This is a genomic window from Endobacter medicaginis, from assembly GCF_014192375.1.
GTDB classification, from domain to species: domain Bacteria; phylum Pseudomonadota; class Alphaproteobacteria; order Acetobacterales; family Acetobacteraceae; genus Endobacter; species Endobacter medicaginis.
Window position 1 is genome coordinate 170963 of sequence record NZ_JACHXV010000005.1, and the last position, 16062, is coordinate 187024.

The 16062-nt window shown below is 67.8% G+C and carries 12 protein-coding genes; 2 read left to right on the plus strand and 10 right to left on the minus strand.

The window, feature by feature from the left end:
- Positions 1-13: 13 nt before the first annotated feature.
- The 7 genes from FHR90_RS08315 to dxs form a co-directional block, all read right to left on the minus strand.
- Positions 14-1648 (minus strand): autotransporter outer membrane beta-barrel domain-containing protein, encoded by a 1635-nt coding sequence (locus FHR90_RS08315; protein WP_176625052.1) that lies wholly within the window; start codon positions 1646-1648, stop codon positions 14-16.
- A gap of 400 nt (positions 1649-2048) precedes the next feature.
- A complete protein-coding gene (locus tag FHR90_RS08320) occupies positions 2049-2681 on the minus strand; it encodes a glutathione S-transferase family protein (protein WP_176625049.1) in 633 nt (210 codons plus the stop codon).
- A gap of 1 nt (position 2682) precedes the next feature.
- A complete protein-coding gene (gene hpnK / locus FHR90_RS08325; protein WP_183275036.1) occupies positions 2683-3543 on the minus strand; it encodes a hopanoid biosynthesis-associated protein HpnK in 861 nt (286 codons plus the stop codon).
- A gap of 140 nt (positions 3544-3683) precedes the next feature.
- Positions 3684-5108, minus strand: coding sequence for a hopanoid biosynthesis associated radical SAM protein HpnJ (hpnJ, locus tag FHR90_RS08330; RefSeq protein WP_176621883.1), 1425 nt, complete (start codon positions 5106-5108; stop codon positions 3684-3686).
- Positions 5105-6358, minus strand: a complete 1254-nt coding sequence (hpnI, locus tag FHR90_RS08335) for a bacteriohopanetetrol glucosamine biosynthesis glycosyltransferase HpnI (RefSeq protein WP_266152840.1) — start codon at positions 6356-6358, stop codon at positions 5105-5107. The genes hpnJ and hpnI overlap by 4 nt, the downstream gene beginning before the upstream one ends.
- Before the next feature lie 58 nt (positions 6359-6416).
- Complete coding sequence (locus FHR90_RS08340) at positions 6417-7061, minus strand: ABC transporter substrate-binding protein (protein ID WP_176621884.1); 645 nt, start codon at positions 7059-7061, stop codon at positions 6417-6419.
- Positions 7062-7082: 21 nt separating this feature from the next.
- Positions 7083-9104: a 1-deoxy-D-xylulose-5-phosphate synthase gene (dxs, locus tag FHR90_RS08345; protein WP_176621885.1), complete on the minus strand. Its 2022-nt coding sequence runs from the start codon at positions 9102-9104 to the stop codon at positions 7083-7085.
- Positions 9105-9414: 310 nt separating this feature from the next.
- Here dxs and hpnH point away from each other — a divergent pair, with 310 nt between their 5' ends.
- Positions 9415-10605, plus strand: a complete 1191-nt coding sequence (hpnH, locus tag FHR90_RS08350; protein WP_176621886.1) for an adenosyl-hopene transferase HpnH — start codon at positions 9415-9417, stop codon at positions 10603-10605.
- A gap of 169 nt (positions 10606-10774) precedes the next feature.
- The gene (locus FHR90_RS08355) at positions 10775-12073 is read left to right on the plus strand and encodes a hemolysin family protein (RefSeq protein ID WP_176621887.1); all 1299 of its coding nucleotides are present in this window, start codon (positions 10775-10777) and stop codon (positions 12071-12073) included.
- Between the two features lie 18 nt (positions 12074-12091).
- On the opposite strand, the gene FHR90_RS08360 is transcribed toward FHR90_RS08355, so the two are convergent.
- From FHR90_RS08360 to FHR90_RS08370, 3 genes are read right to left on the minus strand one after another with little or no spacing between them, the layout of a single operon-like run.
- Entirely contained in the window at positions 12092-13822 is a 1731-nt protein-coding gene (locus FHR90_RS08360) for an AMP-binding protein (protein WP_176621888.1), read from the minus strand.
- A gap of 25 nt (positions 13823-13847) precedes the next feature.
- Complete coding sequence (locus FHR90_RS08365) at positions 13848-15134, minus strand: acetyl-CoA C-acetyltransferase (RefSeq protein ID WP_176621889.1); 1287 nt, start codon at positions 15132-15134, stop codon at positions 13848-13850.
- Between the two features lie 19 nt (positions 15135-15153).
- Complete coding sequence (locus FHR90_RS08370) at positions 15154-16047, minus strand: MaoC/PaaZ C-terminal domain-containing protein (RefSeq protein WP_176621890.1); 894 nt, start codon at positions 16045-16047, stop codon at positions 15154-15156.
- Positions 16048-16062: the final 15 nt, after the last annotated feature.

A 16062-nucleotide genomic window follows, 5' to 3' on the forward strand; every position in this document is an offset into this window, starting at 1 on the left:
CGCCCGATGTCATTCAGAACGCATAATTTACACTTACATTGCCGCCGTTATAGGTGGTGGTGCGGCCGGCGAAGCGGCCGAGATAGCCGATCTGCGCGCCCAGGCGCGGCGTCAAGTCGAGAGCGATGCCGCCCTGCGCCTCGCCCCAGCGTCGGTCGCCGGTGAAACCCGGCATGGCGAAGCGGCCATTGAGCGTCACCAGACCGGCCTCGACCGTGCGGGTCTCGGCGGCGAAATCCTGCACATAGGCGGCCTCCGCATAGGGGCGCATCGTGACACCGCGCAGCGTGATGCTGGCCTGCAGCCGCGCGCCGACGCTGCCGGGCAGGGACTGGCGACGCTGGCGGCCGAACCACATCGCGGTCGCGTCGCTGCCATGTTCGGCATAGCCGTCGATGTCGGTGTCCATATAGGCCAGCGCGACGAACGGGCCGGCCTTGAGGGCCGAATTGCCGAACCACCAGCCGGCGGTGAGTGCGGACTGGAACGCGGTGCCGTGCGTCGTGCCCATCTCGGTGTGCATCAGCGGGCCGATCGCGAAGCGGCGCGAGATCGACGAGAAGCCGAGTCGCTGGGCGCCCACCAGGGCCGCGGCATAGAAGCCGCGCGGTGCGGCATACTGGCCGAACAGCGTGCCGCCGACGGTGTCGCTGTCGAAGGCCAGCGGGGCGGTGGCGGTATCCTGATGGCCGACCCCGCCGGTGACTTCCACGCCGAGACTGAACCCGCGCGGCAGGGTCTCGATCGCGCCCACGGTCATCGTTCCGGTCACCGCATGGGCGGTGGGCAGATAGGTCTGTCCGGCGACGCGCTGCACCACCCCGCTGCCGGCGGCGAACAGGTGCAGGCCGGCGTGGGGACGGGCCTGGGTTGCCAGCAATTCGCCGAACACGGTGTCGCGCTCCTGGTCCAGGGCGGCGAGCGGCTGTTCGCCGAGCAGCGAGACGAGCTGCGGGGCGACGATCTCGGCGACGATCGCATCGGCGACGTAGCTGTGCACGGTCGAGGTCGGGTGCACGCCATCGGCGAACAGATAGGTGCTGGCGGCATTGGCCGCCGCAAGCGTCGAGGCGGTGCACTGGATCGACGAGCCGGTGGTGCAGGCGGTCTGGGTGGTGTTGGTGATGCCGAAGGCGGACGGGTCGGCGACCAGTTCGTTGAACAGCGCATGCAGGTTCACCGCGATGACGCCAGACTGCGCTCCCGCCAGCCCCGTGTTGAGCGCGGTGTTGAACTGGCTCGACAGCAGGCTCTGCTCCGCGAGCGTGCCGGATACCAGCTTCTCGCCGTTGGCCGCGGAGATGGTGTGGCTGGTGTCGGGCACGTTGACGACGATGATCGCCTTCGCGCCCGCCTGCTGAAGCCGCGCGACCAGGGCGGCCTCCTGGGTGCCGGCGGCGATCATCGCAGCCGAGGCCTGGGCGGGCGTCTCGACGGCGGACACGCCCTCGAGGCTGGCGATCAGCGCCGGCGACAGGCCTGTCGCGGCCGCGAACTGTCCGGCGGCGACGGCGGTGCCGTGATAGAACAGGTCGTTCGCGCCCGCCTCGACCCAGGTGAGTTGGTTGCCGGAGAGTCGGATGGGCGGCGAGATAGGCGGTGATCTCCTGCGTCTCGGTCGGCACGAAAGCGGCCTGCGCGGGTGCATTGTGCAGTACGCCGGCGCCGCCGACGGCGTAGTTCGTGCCGCCAAGCAGCGAGGCCTTCGTCGCCAGCCCGAAGGCCAGGCCGGTATCTTCGGCTGCGGTCAGGCCGGGATTGGTGGTGAAGCGGGCGATCCCACCGAGCCCGGCGAGGATCGCGTAGTCGCCGCCATCGCTGAGGCTGTCGCCGAAGATGGTCTCGCCGGCGAAGGGGGTGGCCCGGCCGCTCGCGAGTGCGGGGGGCGATCCGGCCGCCAGCCCGGTCAGGCAGGCCGTGGCGGCGAGCAGGGCGCGGCGACGGGCCGCGATGATGGACGACATGACGAAGCTCTCCCGGTCAATGCGGTCTGTGATGCCGCTTGAGACCGAGTTAGAGCCGATTGTCGCGCTTGCGCAATGGGATGGTCAGGCGAACGGATATGCGATGAAGGCCGCAGTGGCTTCCGCGCGTCGTGACAGGTCCGCGAGCGCCGGGTGGTCTGCGACGCTGACCAGGTCCGGCAGCCTTTCCCTGGCAAAGCGCCAGGCGACGGCGAGGCTGAGATCGGCCTGCATCGGCGCCGGGCCGAACAGCCAGTCGCGGGTGGCGGCCCATGTGTCGAGATCGGCCTCGATCTCCCGCAGACCGCCATGGAGCTGGCCCTGCACGCGTTCGACCCAGGGGGCGTGACGCTTCTCCGCCGGGCGGAGATTGGCCTCGTAGACGAGCTGCACGGCCTTTTCACACACCGCCAGGGACAGCCCGACCAGTCTCTGGGCCCGCGCGTACGCAGGCAGGTCCAGAGGGTCGAGCGTGACCGCCATTCCGCGGGTCTGCGCCAGCCGGGTCGCATAAGCGAGGATCAGACCGGACTCCGCGATGGCCACGCCATCGTCGGTGATCAGGGTCGGCGCCTTGACCGTCGGATTGAGGGCGGCAAACGCGTCGTAATCGCGAAAGACCGACAGGGGCCGGTGTTCGAAGGGCAGTCCCAGCACGTGCAGCGACACGGCGACCCGGCGCACATAGGGCGAGTCGAGCATCCCGATGAGCTGCATATCAAGCCGCACCCCGCGCCGCGCGGCTCCAGTCGGTGCGGATCACCCCTGCCGCGTCGAAGGCGCCGGCAACACCGGGGTCGAGCAAGGTTGCGAGCTCGGTCTCGTGCTCGTAACCCGGCATCAGCCGCTCCAGCAGCGCATCGCGCCGCGTGGCGGGATGAAAATAGATCTCGCTGAGCCCGTCCGGCAGGGAGGCGGCGAGATCACGCACGCGCGGCGCGGTCATGTGGCCAGACCAGGCGATGCCGAAACAGGCATCGTTGGTTGTCAGCCGCGCGGCATGCGCCTGGGCGCGCAGCAGCCGGGTCCAGCGGCGCAGCAGCCCGGCGGGAATGGTGTTGCCCGGGCTCGCCCCGCCGCGACGCAGGGGGGCGGGTGGCTCCATCGGGATGCGCAGCGCGCGCAGCCCGTAGCGCCGGCCGATGCCGATCAGCATCCGTCCGACGATCGGGTGCAGATGCATGTGCTTGTGGGCGTTGGCGTGATCGAGCTTTAGCCCGGTGGCGGCGAAGGTGCTGAATTGCGCCTCGATCTCGCGCCGCATTTCCTCGCGGGCGAGCGGGCTGATCGCCAGCAACCGGGCGAGACCGGTCTGGTCGTGGCGGATGTCGCCCGAGTCGTCGGTGATCTTCGGCAGGCTGTGCGGCGCGCAGACCGGCCGTCCGGCGACCGCCACCACATGCAGACCCACCTTCAGGTCCGGCATGCGCTTCGCCCGCTCCACCGCGTCGGCAGCGGCCGGGCCTGCGACCATCAGGCTCGCGGTGCTTAGAAATCCGGCCTTGTGGGCCTGCTCGACGGCCTCGTTGACGCCTTCCGACAGACCGAAATCGTCGGCGGAGATGATGACGCGTTTCATGAGTTCATCCGGGGCTCTGCCCCGGACCCCGCCAGGAGGCTGGGCCTCCTGGACCTGCCGAAATCGGACGGGGTCCAGGCGCACGGCGCCTGGCGGGGTGCGGGGCAGAGCCCTGCGAAAGCGCCAGCGCCGGGGGTTGACTACGCCGCGCTGCGTTCGCGCAGGAAGTGGAAGAACTCCACGCCCTCGCGCAGGCGGCGCTTCATCATCTGCGGGGAGCGCACCATCTCGTTGACGATGGAGGCGATTTTCGGCGCGCGGAAATAGAACTTCCGATAGAAGGTCTCGACGCTGTCGAAGATCTCGGTATGCGACAGATGCGGGTAGTGCAGCGGCGCGATCTGGATGCCGTGCTCGTCGATCAGTTCGGCGTTCGATGCATCCAGCCAGCCGTTCTCGGTCGCCTGCTTGTGCAGGAAGGTGCCGGGATACGGCGCGGCCAGCGAGACCTGCAGCGTGTGCGGGTTGATCTCTGTGGCGAACCGGATGGTTTCCTGGATGGTCTCCTTCGTCTCGCCCGGCAGGCCGAGGATGAAGGTGCCGTGGATCTTGATGCCGAGATCGTGGCAGTCCTTGGTGAACTGCTTCGCGACCTCGATGCGCATGCCCTTCTTGATGTTGTGCAGGATCTGCTGGTTGCCGCTCTCGTAGCCGACCAGCAGCAGCCGCAGGCCGTTGTCGCGCAGCACCTTGAGCGTCTCGCGCGGCACGTTGGCCTTGGCGTTGCACGACCAGGTCACGCCCATCTTGCCAAGCTCGCGGGCGATCGCCTCGGCGCGCGGCAGGTCGTCGGTGAAGGTGTCGTCGTCGAAGAAGAACTCGCGGACCTGCGGGAACAGCGTCTTCGCCAGCCGGATCTCCTCGGCCACGTGCTGCGGGCTGCGGGTACGGTAGCGGTGGCCGCCCACCGTCTGCGGCCAAAGGCAGAAGGTGCAGCGCGATTTGCAGCCCCGTCCCGTGTAGATCGAGATGTAGGGGTGCATCAGGTAGCCGATGAAATAGTCCTCGATGCGCAAGTTGCGATGATAGACCGGGGTGACGAACGGCAGCGAGTCCATGTTCTCGATCATCGCGCGCTCGCGATTGTGAACGATCGTCCCGTTCGCATCGCGGAAGCTGATGCCGTCCACATCCTTGAAGTCGCGCCCGTCGGCGATCTCCTTGATGGTGAAGTCGAACTCGTTGCGGGCGACGAAATCGATCACCGGGGCACGCTCGAGGCTTTCGTTGGGCTGCACCGCCACCTTTGCACCCACCAGGCCGATCTTGAGCGAGGGCTTCGCGTCCTTGAGCGCCTGCGCGACCTTCACGTCGGAGGCGAAGGAGGGGGTGGAGGTGTGCATCACCACCAGATCCGAGTCCTTCGCGGCCTTGATCACCGGCTCCATGCCAAGCCGGGCCGGCGGGGCGTCGATCAGCACGCTATCCTTCACCAGGGCGGCCGGCTGCGCGAGCCAGGTCGGATACCAGAACGACTTGATCTCGCGCTTGGCCTGATATCGAGACCCTGCGCCGCCATCGAACCCGTCGAAGGAGGGAGGCTGCAGGAACAGGGTCTTCATCATACGGGCGTCTTTCTCATCGAGCCGGCCGGCAGTGATGCCGTTCTGGTCTGTGTTGTGGCGGCAGTGCCGCGCGGTGGCAAGTCCGTCTCCGCCAGCGCAGTACTCGCATCACCTCTGCGCGCGATATGGAGCGTGTGTCCGCGCCATGCCACCCGTCTGGAGGTGAAACTGCCGGCCATCACCAGCGCCGACAGCACGTCGCGCAGCGGCAGCGCCCAGAACGGCGTGCTGGGCGGGGCGCCGGAGAGGCGGTCCGTCAGTCGTGCGCTCGCCCAGCGGAATGCCCAGATGCCGGCGAACCAGATCCAGACAGCCTTGTGGGCGGGGGCCATCAGCAAGGCGAGGAGTGCGAAGGCGAGCGGAAGCTGAAGCACCGACAGCGCGTAGCCGACCGGCTCCTGGGTGCGCACGGTGCGGCCCCAGCGCAGCTCGTGGCTGAGCATTGCACCGATCGAGGCATCCGCGACGGTGGTGGCGACGATCACCGGTGCCAGGGCCACGCCCAGACCAAGCCCACGCACCCGTCGGCCGAGCTCTCCGTCGTCGGCGACATGGTCGAGCAGCCCCTCGAGCCCGCCGGTGCGGGTCAGGGTGGCGCGCGACAGCGCCATCGTCGCACCCAGACAGTCCTGTCGCCCGAGCCAGCGGGCGATCAGGTTGCCGGGAAGGAAATTGTGGTTGATCGGCCCTGCCGCAAGACGCTCGGCCAAGCCGGGCCGGGCCGGGCGCCCGTGATAGATGGTGGTCGCAAGGCCGATCCCGGGTGCGAGCACGGCCGTGATGACGCGGGCGATGGTATCGGGTGGCGCGTGGATGTCGGAATCCGAGATCACCAGCCAGTCATGCCGGGCGGCCGGCAGCATGTTGATCAGATTGCCGATCTTGCCGTTGCCGGCATGCGGGGTGGGATCGATCACCAGCGCGATGTCGCGGTCCGGATGGGCGGCGATCAATGCCCGCGCCACCTCGATCGCCGGATCGGTCGGCGACTGCACGCCGAGCACGATCTGCATCGACGGGTAGTCCTGCCGCACCATCGATTCGAGCGCTGCGGCCAGCATCGGCTCGTTGCCGTACAGCGGTTTCAGTATGCTGACCGGCGGCAGGGCGGATGCGCGCGGCAGCCGCGTCGCGCGGTGAGCGAATCCGGCAAGGGCGGCGAGGCCCGCACCGGCCTGAAGACAGCCGAATACGGCAGCAGCGAGGGCCGCGCGAGCGAGCTCCGGCAGGATGACGTCACTGCTCAGCACGGACGCGCGCCCAACACCTCTACCTGTTCTTGCGAGACCGAACCAACGCGCGCTTGTCTTACGAGCCCGACAGGGCGGCAACCTTTTTCTTCAGGCCGGCGATCAGTGCCGGCGCGCCGCCCTGTGCGAACTGCGCGGTGAAGTCCGAGCGCTGCACCGCCACCTGGCTGATGGTGCCGTCGAGCAGGACGTCGGTCGCCTGCCAGCCGGTCGGGCCCTGATGGACGACATAATTCACATCGGTGCCGCTGCCGCCGGACGTGATCTGGGTGTGGACGAGCTGTGCGCCGGGGATCGCCGCATAGGGCGTTGCGTCATGCACCTCAAGGCCGGTGTCGCTGCCGGCGGCGAAATTGGACAGGTAGCGCGCCACGGTGAAATCATGGAACGCCGTCAGCAGTTCCTGTTTCTGGTCGGCGGGGATCGAGTTGTAACGCAGCCCGACCGAGGCCTTGAGCACCGCCGGCAGATCGAAGGCGCGGTCGATCAGCGGACCGACGATGGCGACGCGGGCCTTGTAGTCGCTGAGCTTCTCCGCTTTCGCGAGTCCGGCCGAAAGGGCCTGGAGCGGCGCGGTCACTGCGTCGGCGCTCTCGGCGGCCAGGGCCGGAGCACAGAAAAGGCCCGGTGCGCCGACCAGGGCGAGACCTCCCGCGCCCGCACCCAGGACGATGGCACAACGCAGGAGGCGGGGCAGGCGCATTGGTGGAAACTCCCGAGAAATCTATGAGACCGGTGTGCTCAACGCGCGGTCGGCCCCTGCGGATGCCGCGTCCGCGTCGATGCCGAGGGCCGAGAGTGCCGCATGGGCGATGTCGCGCGCGGTCAGACCGGCTGCGGCGAGCTGGGCAGCGGGGGTGTTGTGGTCGATGAAGCTGTCGGGCAGCGTCAACGGCCGCACCTTGACGTGGTCGAGCAGCCCGGCATGGGCGAGATGATGCATGACCGCCGCGCCGAACCCGCCGGCCGCACCTTCCTCGACGGTGATCACAACCGAATGCTCGCGGGCGAGCTGGTCGATCAGCGCCGTGTCGAGCGGCTTGGCGAAACGGGCGTCGGCGACACTGACCGGCAGGCCGCGCGCCGCCAGCAGTTCGGCCGCCTTCAGCGCCTCGTCGAGCCTCGTGCCGAGGCTCAGGATCGCCACCCCGCTCTGCTCGGTCGCCGGCTTGCGGGCCCTCACGATACGGCCGCGGCCGATCTCCCATACCTCGCCCGTGGCCGGCAGGGCGACGCCGTTGCCGTTGCCGCGCGGATAGCGGAACGCGATCGGCCCGCTGTCATGCGCGGCGGCGGTGGCGACCGCATGCACCAGCTCGCCCTCGTCGGCCGGCGCCATCACCGCGATATTGGGCAGGCAGGCGAGGTAATTGATGTCGAAGCTGCCGGCATGGGTCGCACCGTCCGCTCCCACCAGCCCGGCGCGGTCGATCGCGAAGCGCACGGGGAGGTTCTGCAGCACCACGTCGTGCACGACCTGGTCGTAGGCGCGCTGGAGAAAGGTGGAATAGATCGCGCAGAACGGCTTGAGGCCCTCGGTCGCCATGCCGGCGGCGAAGGTCACCGCATGCTGCTCGGCGATGCCGACATCGAAGAACCGCTCGGGGAAAGTCTTGGCAAACTTGTCGAGACCGGTGCCGGACGGCATCGCGGCGGTGATCGCCACGATCCGGTCGTCGGCGCGGGCGGCGTCGACGAGGCTGTCGCCGAACACCTTGGTGTAGGTGGGCGGTCCCGGCGGGGTCTTGGCCTGCTCGCCGGTCACTACGTTGAACTTCGCCACCGCGTGGTATTTGTCGCCCGAGGCCTCCGCCGGCGCATAGCCGCGGCCCTTCTGGGTGATGACGTGCAGCAGCACCGGCTGGCGGTGGTCGGCCTCGCCGGGCGCCTCGCGCAGGTTGCGCAGGATCGGCAGCAGCTGGTCGAGATTGTGCCCGTCGATCGGGCCGACATAATAGAAGCCCATCTCCTCGAACAGGGTGCCGCCGGTGACGAAACCGCGCGCATGCTCCTCGACGCGCTTGGCGGTGCGCTCCATGCCAGGCGGCAGGCGACGGGCGACGCGGCCGGCGAAATCGCGCAGGGAGAGGAACTTGCGCGAGCTCATCAGCCGCGACAGGTATGCGCTCATCGCGCCCACCGGCGGCGCGATCGACATCTCGTTGTCGTTGAGGATCACGATCAACCGCCCCGCGCCGGGCGCGGAGGAGTTGTTCATCGCCTCATAGGCCATGCCGGCCGAGATCGAGCCGTCGCCGATCACCGCGACCACATGGCGGTCGCGATAGGCCGGCTCCGTGGCACCGCGCAACTCCTGCGCCACAGCCATGCCGAGTCCGGCCGAGATCGAGGTTGAGGAATGGGCGGCGCCGAACGGGTCGTATTCGCTCTCCGAGCGGCGCGTGAAGCCCGACAGGCCGCCCGGCTGGCGCAGGGTGCGGATCCGGTCGCGGCGGCCGGTGAGGATCTTGTGCGGATAGGCCTGGTGGCCGACATCCCAGATGATGCGGTCGTCGGGGGTGTCGAACACCGCATGCAGGGCGACGGTGAGCTCCACCACGCCGAGCGAGGCACCGAGATGGCCGCCCGTGACCGACACCGCATTGATGGTCTCGGCGCGAAGCTCGTCGGCGAGCTGGCGAAGCTGCTCGTTGGACAGGTTTCGCATGTCCGAAGGCACGGTGACCCGGTCCAGAAGGGGGGTGAGCGATGCCGCCTTGGTCGCCGTCTTCGGGGTCTCGCTCATTCAACACGCTCCGTCCGCGGGGCGGGCGGTCGCTGCCGCCAACCCCATTTCGCGCCCACATGCCCCCCGGGGGCGATGGACGCAAGCGTCAGGTTAGCGTCAAACTGTCACGCAAGCCAAATCGCCCCGAGGCTCTGTGGCAAATCGGCGACAGGATCTGCACGATCCGCGGCCAATTGACCGCGCCGAGGCAACAATACCGTCCGGTCTTCATTTGACGCGGAGCAGCAAGCCGCCATATGCGTCTAATCTTGCCTGGAGCGCGATCGTGCCAAAGCGGCCGACTCCATGGAATCGACGAGGAGAGGTCATGGGCGTTCCGTTGAAGCAGGCCTGGAAAGTCGGATCCTACGTGATCCGCCAGCATCTGGCCGGCAACAAGCGCTACCCGCTGGTGTTGATGCTGGAGCCTCTGTTCCGCTGCAACCTCGCCTGCGCCGGATGCGGCAAGATCGACTACCCCTCCGAGATCCTCAACCAGCGCCTGTCCTATGAGGAGTGCATCCGTGCTTCCGAGGAATGCCCGGCCCCGGTGATCGCCATCGCCGGCGGCGAGCCGCTGCTGCACAAGGAAATGCCCAAGATCGTCGCCGAACTACTGCGCCGGGGCAAGTTCGTCTATCTGTGCACCAACGCGCTGCTGCTCGAGAAGAAGATGGACGAGTTCGAGCCGGCGCCGAACTTCTCCTGGGACGTCCATCTCGATGGCGACCGCGAGATGCACGACAACTCCGTCTGCCAGGACGGCGTGTATGACCGCGCCGTCGCCGCGATCAAGAAGGCCAAGGCGCGCGGCTTCCGCGTCTCGATCAACTGCACCCTGTTCGACGGCGCCGAGCCCGAGCGCGTGGCGCGGTTCTACGACGACGTGATGGCGATGGGCGTCGACGGCATCATGACCGCGCCCGGCTATGCCTATGAGCGCGCGCCCGACCAGGAGCACTTCCTCAATCGCCAGAAGACCAAGGAGTTGTTCCGCGGCATCCTGCGTCACGGCAAGGGCCATGGCTGGAAGTTCACCCAGTCGCCGCTGTTCATGAATTTCCTCGCCGGCAACGAGGATTTCCACTGCACCCCGTGGGGCAAGCCGACCCGTACCGTGTTCGGCTGGCAGCGCCCCTGCTACCTGCTCGGCGAGGGCTATGCGCCGACCTTCCAGGCGCTGATGGACGAGACTGACTGGGACAGCTACGGCACCGGCAATTACGAGAAATGCGCCGACTGCATGGTGCATTCGGGCTACGAGTCGACGGCCGTGATGGCCGCCGTCAAACGCCCGATCCACACCGCGATCGTCGCCCTGCGCGGACCGAAGACCGAAGGCCCGATGGCCCCCGAGATCGACCTGACCCACCAGCGCAAGGCCGATTACGTCTTTACCGACATCGTCGAGACCAAGCTCGCCGAGATCCGCGCCGAGAAGGCTGCCTCCCGCAAGCCGGGCAAGCCTTCCGTCGCTCCCGTCGTGCGCAAGGTCGAGCCCGCCACCGCTGCGGAGTAGGTGCGGGGCTGCGCCCTGGCAGTCGGCTGGGCCTCCTGCACCTCGATATGCTGTAGAAGCAGGAAGGATGGGCCTTGGCCACCTTTCCTGCTTCCATAAATCGCGGGTGCAGGGGCCTGAGGCCCCTGCCGGGGGTGCGGGGGCGGCGCCCCCGCGTTAGGATACCGACATGAATCTGCTGTCGGCATTTCTCGTCATCCTTCTTCTTGTGGTTCTCAATGCCGTGTTCGCCATGGGCGAACTCGCACTCGTTTCGGTGCGTCGTGCACGGCTGGCGGTGCTGGTGCGCAACGGAGTGCCCGGTGCGACTCAGGCGGCCGCGCTGGCGGAGGATCCGCACCGCTTCCTGCCCACGGTGCAGGTCGGCATCACCTTGGTCAGCATCATCGAGGGCACGTTCGGTGGTGCGAAGATCGGTCATCTGCTGACGCCTTATGTGGCGCGGGTGCCGTGGTTCGCGCCGTTTGCCAGCGAGATCGCGCTGGGTGTCACCGTGGTGGCGATCACCTATCTGATGCTGGTGCTGGGCGAGCTGGTGCCCAAGCAGCTCGCGTTGCGGCGTCCGGAGCGGATCGCGGCGGCGCTGTCGCGGCCGCTGGGGGTGTTGTCGAGGCTGACCGCTCCGGCGGTGTGGGTGCTGGGGCGGTCGTCGGCGCTGGTGCTGCGGGGATTCGGAATTTCTCGCATCGATCCGCAGACGGTGACGGAGGAGGAGCTGCGCGCGCTGATCGCCGAAGGGGCTGCGGCGGGGGTGCTGGAGACCGAGGAGCGGGCGATGATCGAGCGCCTGCTGAGGCTGGCCGACAAGCCGGTGCGGGCGATCATGACGCCGCGCAACGAGCTGGCCTGGATCGAACGCAACGCGAGCCGGCGCGAGATCGCACGGGTGATCAAGACGGTGCCGCATTCACGGCTGGTGGTGTGCGAGGGCGGCATCGACAATCCCGTGGGCGTGATCTGGGCCAAGGACATCCTCGACATGCTGCTCGATGGCGGCGACATCTCGATCAACGCGGTGCTGCGCCAGCCGGTGGTGATCCCGGAGACGATCTCCGCACTTGTGGTGCTGGAACGGCTGAGGGCGGACCCGCTGGGTCTGGCGCTGGTGCTGGACGAATATGGTGGCTTCGAGGGGCTGGTCACGGCGGCGGACGTGTTCGCCGCCATCGTCGGCCAGCCGCCGAAGCCGCATTCGCTGCTGCCGGAGGCGCCGGTGGAGGGGGCTCCGGCCGAATTCACGCTCGACGGCACCGAGCCGATCGACGAGATCCGCGACCGGCTCGGCATCGAGAGCGTGCCGGCCGAGGGCACCTATCACACGCTGGCCGGGCTGGTGCTGGCATTGCTGCACCGCGTGCCAGCGACGGGTGACAAGGTCGCCTATGGCGGCTGGAGCTTCGAGGTGCTGGAAATGGATGGCCGTCGCGTGCAGCTCGTGCGTGTGGTGCGAGAGGCGCTCGCCGCCTGAGCGCGGGTTCGGTGCCGATTATTTCAGGGCACGTCGAAGCACCTTGCCGACCGGCGTCTTGGGCAGCTCCTCGGTCCTGAACTCGACCGCGCGCGGCAGCTTGTAGCCGGTCAGCCGCTTGCGGCACCAGGCGAGGATCTCCTCCTCGGTGAGACTGGCGTCGCGTTTGACGACGATGATCTTGACCCGCTCGCCGGCCTTGGGATCGGGGACGCCGATCGCGGCCACCTCGCGCACGCCGGGATGGGCGGCGACGACGTCCTCGATCTCGTTGGGGTAGACGTTGAAGCCCGAGACCAGGATCATGTCCTTGATCCGGTCCACCAGCTTGATCTCACCTCTCGCATCCATGATGCCGACATCGCCGGTGGCGAGCCAGCCGTCGCCGATCATCACCTTCGCCGTCTCGTCGTCGCGGTTCCAGTAGCCGCGCATCACCTGCGGACCGCGCACGCAGAGTTCGCCCGGCTCGTCGATCCCGGCCCAGCTTCCATCCTCGCGGCGCATGCGCACGTCGGTCGACGGGACCGGCAGGCCGATACGGCCCGTGAAGCCCATCTTCTCGGGATGGTCGAAATCGACATAGCCGATGGTGACCACCGGCGAGCACTCGGTCAGGCCGTAGCCCTCGACCAGCGGCTTGCCGGTCATTTTCTGCCAGCGCTCCGCGATGTCCTTCTGCGTTGCCATGCCGCCGGCCACCGTCAGGCGCAGCTTCGAGAAATCACGCGCGCAGAACTCGGAATTTTCGAGAAAGCTGGCGAACAGCGTGTTGAGGCCGGCGAAACCGTCGAACTGCTCGTGCCTGAGCATCTTCTGCACGCGCTTCGTGTCGCGGGGATTTGCGATCATGATGTTGCGGCCACCAATGCCGCCAAACATCAGCAGGTTCGCGGTCAGTGAATAGATATGATACAGCGGCAGCAGAGTGACGTTGGTGAAGACCTCGTTCCTGTCCAGACCCGCGGTCACCCAGGCCCGGCCCTGAAGGACGTTGGCGACGATGTTGCGGTGGGTCAGGATCGCGCCCTTGGCGACGCCCGACGTGCCGCCCGTGTATTGCAGGAAGGCGATGTCTTCGGGGCCGTTCTCGACAGGGCGGTAGTCCGCAGATTTGGCCGAGCGGCGCATCCTCGGCCAGGTGATGGCATCGTCGATGCTGAATTTCGGTACCACGCGGGCGACGTGTTTCATCATCGCCGAGATGGCGACACCCTTGAGTCCGCCGAGCATGTCGCCCATCGCCGTGACGATGACGTGCTTGACGTCAGTCCCGTCGCGCGCCTCGCTCAGCGTGCGGGCGAACATGTTCATCACCACGACTGCGACCGCGCCGCTGTCACGCAACTGGTGATTGAGCTCGGACGCGGTGTAGAGCGGGTTGCAGTTCACCACGATCGCGCCGGCGAACAGCGTGCCGAACAGTGCGATCGGATATTGCAGGCAGTTCGGCATCATCAGCGCGACGCGATCGCCGCGCCCGATCCCGCGCGACTGCAGGAAGGTGGCAAAGCGTTTCGCCTCGTCCAGAGCGTCGCCATAGCTCAGCGTCGAGCCGATGCTGACATAGCCGGGACGGTCGGCGAACGTCCTGGAATCCGCCTCGTAAAGCGCGGTCAGTGACGGCCAGCGCGCCAGCTCGTCGTCGATCGTCTTCGGCACCGCGGGCGGATAGAACGCCGTCCAGAACCGCTCTGTCCAGAGCTCGTCGCCCTGCACGGGCGCGTTGTCGATCGCACTGCTGGTCATTGCGGCAGCCCCTGTCCGATGGCGATCATTTCTCGACCACGGCGACCACGCCCTGCCCCCCGGCCGCACAGATCGAGATCAGTCCGCGGCCGCCGCCGTTGCGATCGATCATCTTGGCAAGTGTTGCGAGAATACGTCCTCCGGTGGCCGCGAAAGGGTGGCCGGCGGCGAGCGAGCCGCCATGGATGTTGAGCTTCGTGCGGTCGATCGATCCGAGCGGCACATCGAGCTTGAGGCGTTCGCGCGAATAGACCGGGTCTTCCCAGGCCTTGAGCGTGCAGAGCACCTGGGCGGCGAAGGCTTCGTGGATCTCGTAGAAATCGAAATCCTGCAAGGTGAGGCCAAGCTTTTCGAGCATGCGCGGCACGGCATGGACGGGCGCCATCAGCAATCCCTCGTCGCCATCGACGAAATCCACCGCCGCGGTCTCGCCGGTGCGCAGATAGGCCAGCACGGGCAGGTCGTGCGCGCGGGCCCATTCCTCGGAGGCCAGCAGAACCACCGAGGCGCCGTCGGTCAACGGGGTGGAATTGGCGGCGGTCAGCGTGCCGCCCGCGCGGTCATAGGCCGGCTTGAGCTTGGCCACCTTCTCGAGCGTGCTGTCGGGGCGGAGATTGTTGTCGCGGGTGAGGCCCTTGTAGGGCACGACGAGATCGTTGAGGAAACCGCTGTCATAGGCGGCGGCGAGATTGTGGTGGCTGGCGACTGCCAGCTCGTCCTGCGATTCCCGGCTGATTTCCCACCGCTTGGCCATCAGCTCGCAATGCTCGCCCATCGACAGGCCGGTGCGCGCTTCCGCATTGCGTGGCAGCTCGGGCTTGAGCAGCATGCCCGGGCGGACCTTCGACAGGGCGGCGAGCTTCTGCCCGGTGCTCTTGCCGCGATTGGCGCGCATCAGTGCGCGGCGGAATCCCTCGTTGACCGCCACCGGCGCGTCGGAGGCGGTATCCACGCCGCCCGCGATGCCGACATCGATCTGACCGAGCGCGATCTTGTTGGCGACCAGGATCGCCGCTTCCAGCCCGGTGCCGCAGGCCTGCTGCACGTCATAGGCCGGTGTGTCGTGTGACAGCGTGGTGGACAGTACGCTCTCGCGGGTCAGTGCGATGTCGCGGGAATGCTTGAGCACCGCGCCGGCGGCGACCTCGCCAAGGCGCTCGCCGTGCAGGTTGAACTTGTCGACCAGCGCCTGCAACGCAGCGGTCAGCATGTCCTGGTTGGACAGCTCGGCATAGGCGGTATTGGACCGTGCGAACGGGATCCGGCTGCCGCCCAGGATGGCGACGCGACGCGGAAGGGGGGCGCTGGACATGAGTTCCTCGGTTCGATGATCAGGCAGTGAAGGTCAGCAAGCCGCGCAGATGCGGCCTGGCGGCGGATCTGTCGCGCAGATCGAGGATGGTGGTGTCGCCGTCGACGGTGGACAGCAGGATCTCGCTGCCCGGCAGGAAGGCCGGCAGCTTGAACGCCGTGTCATAATCGAGGGAGGTCACCGGTCGCGCGGGCAGCGCTGCGGCGAGGCAGCGTGCGGCGTTCCACATGCCGTGGATGATCGGCCGCTTGAAGCCGAGCAGGCGCGCGCCGATGCGCGAGGTGTGGATCGGGTTCGTGTCGCCCGACACCGCGGCGTAGCGCCGGCCGAGATTGGCGGCCAGACGCAGCCTGGCGAGGACACGCAGTGGCTGCGGACCCGGTGTCTGGCTCTGCTCGCGTTCCCCGGCCGGGTTGCGGACGCCGCGGACGAGGTACGTGGAGGTGCTTTGCCAGACCAGTTCGCCGCCACGGCGCGCCAGCGCCTCGACGATGAAGGCCTGGCCGCGCGGATGCGCCACAAAGCCGGCAAAACCCACCTCGATGTCCAGCGCCTCGCCGAACGAGAGCTTTGCGTGCTGGCGGATGCGGTTGCGCAGATGCACAAGCCCGATCAGCGGATAGGGGAAATCGGCGCGCATCATCAACGCCATGTGCAGCGGGAAGGCGAGGATATGCGGCCAGGTCGGCGGCACCCCCTGCTCGGGCGCAAAGCCGCAGACGCGGGCATATTTCGTCGCTGCCCGTTCGTCGAGCCGTGTCTTCTCTCGCAGCAGACGGGTGGTGGGCAGGCTGGCGCCGGGACCCGGCTTGCGGCGCAGGCTGCGAAGGCCGGCGAGCGCGATCTGGCGCGGCGTCGGCAGGTCCCTGATCACCTGCACGGGCGCGGCCAACAGGGAGGTTTCACCGTCCATCTGCATCTCTCTCCG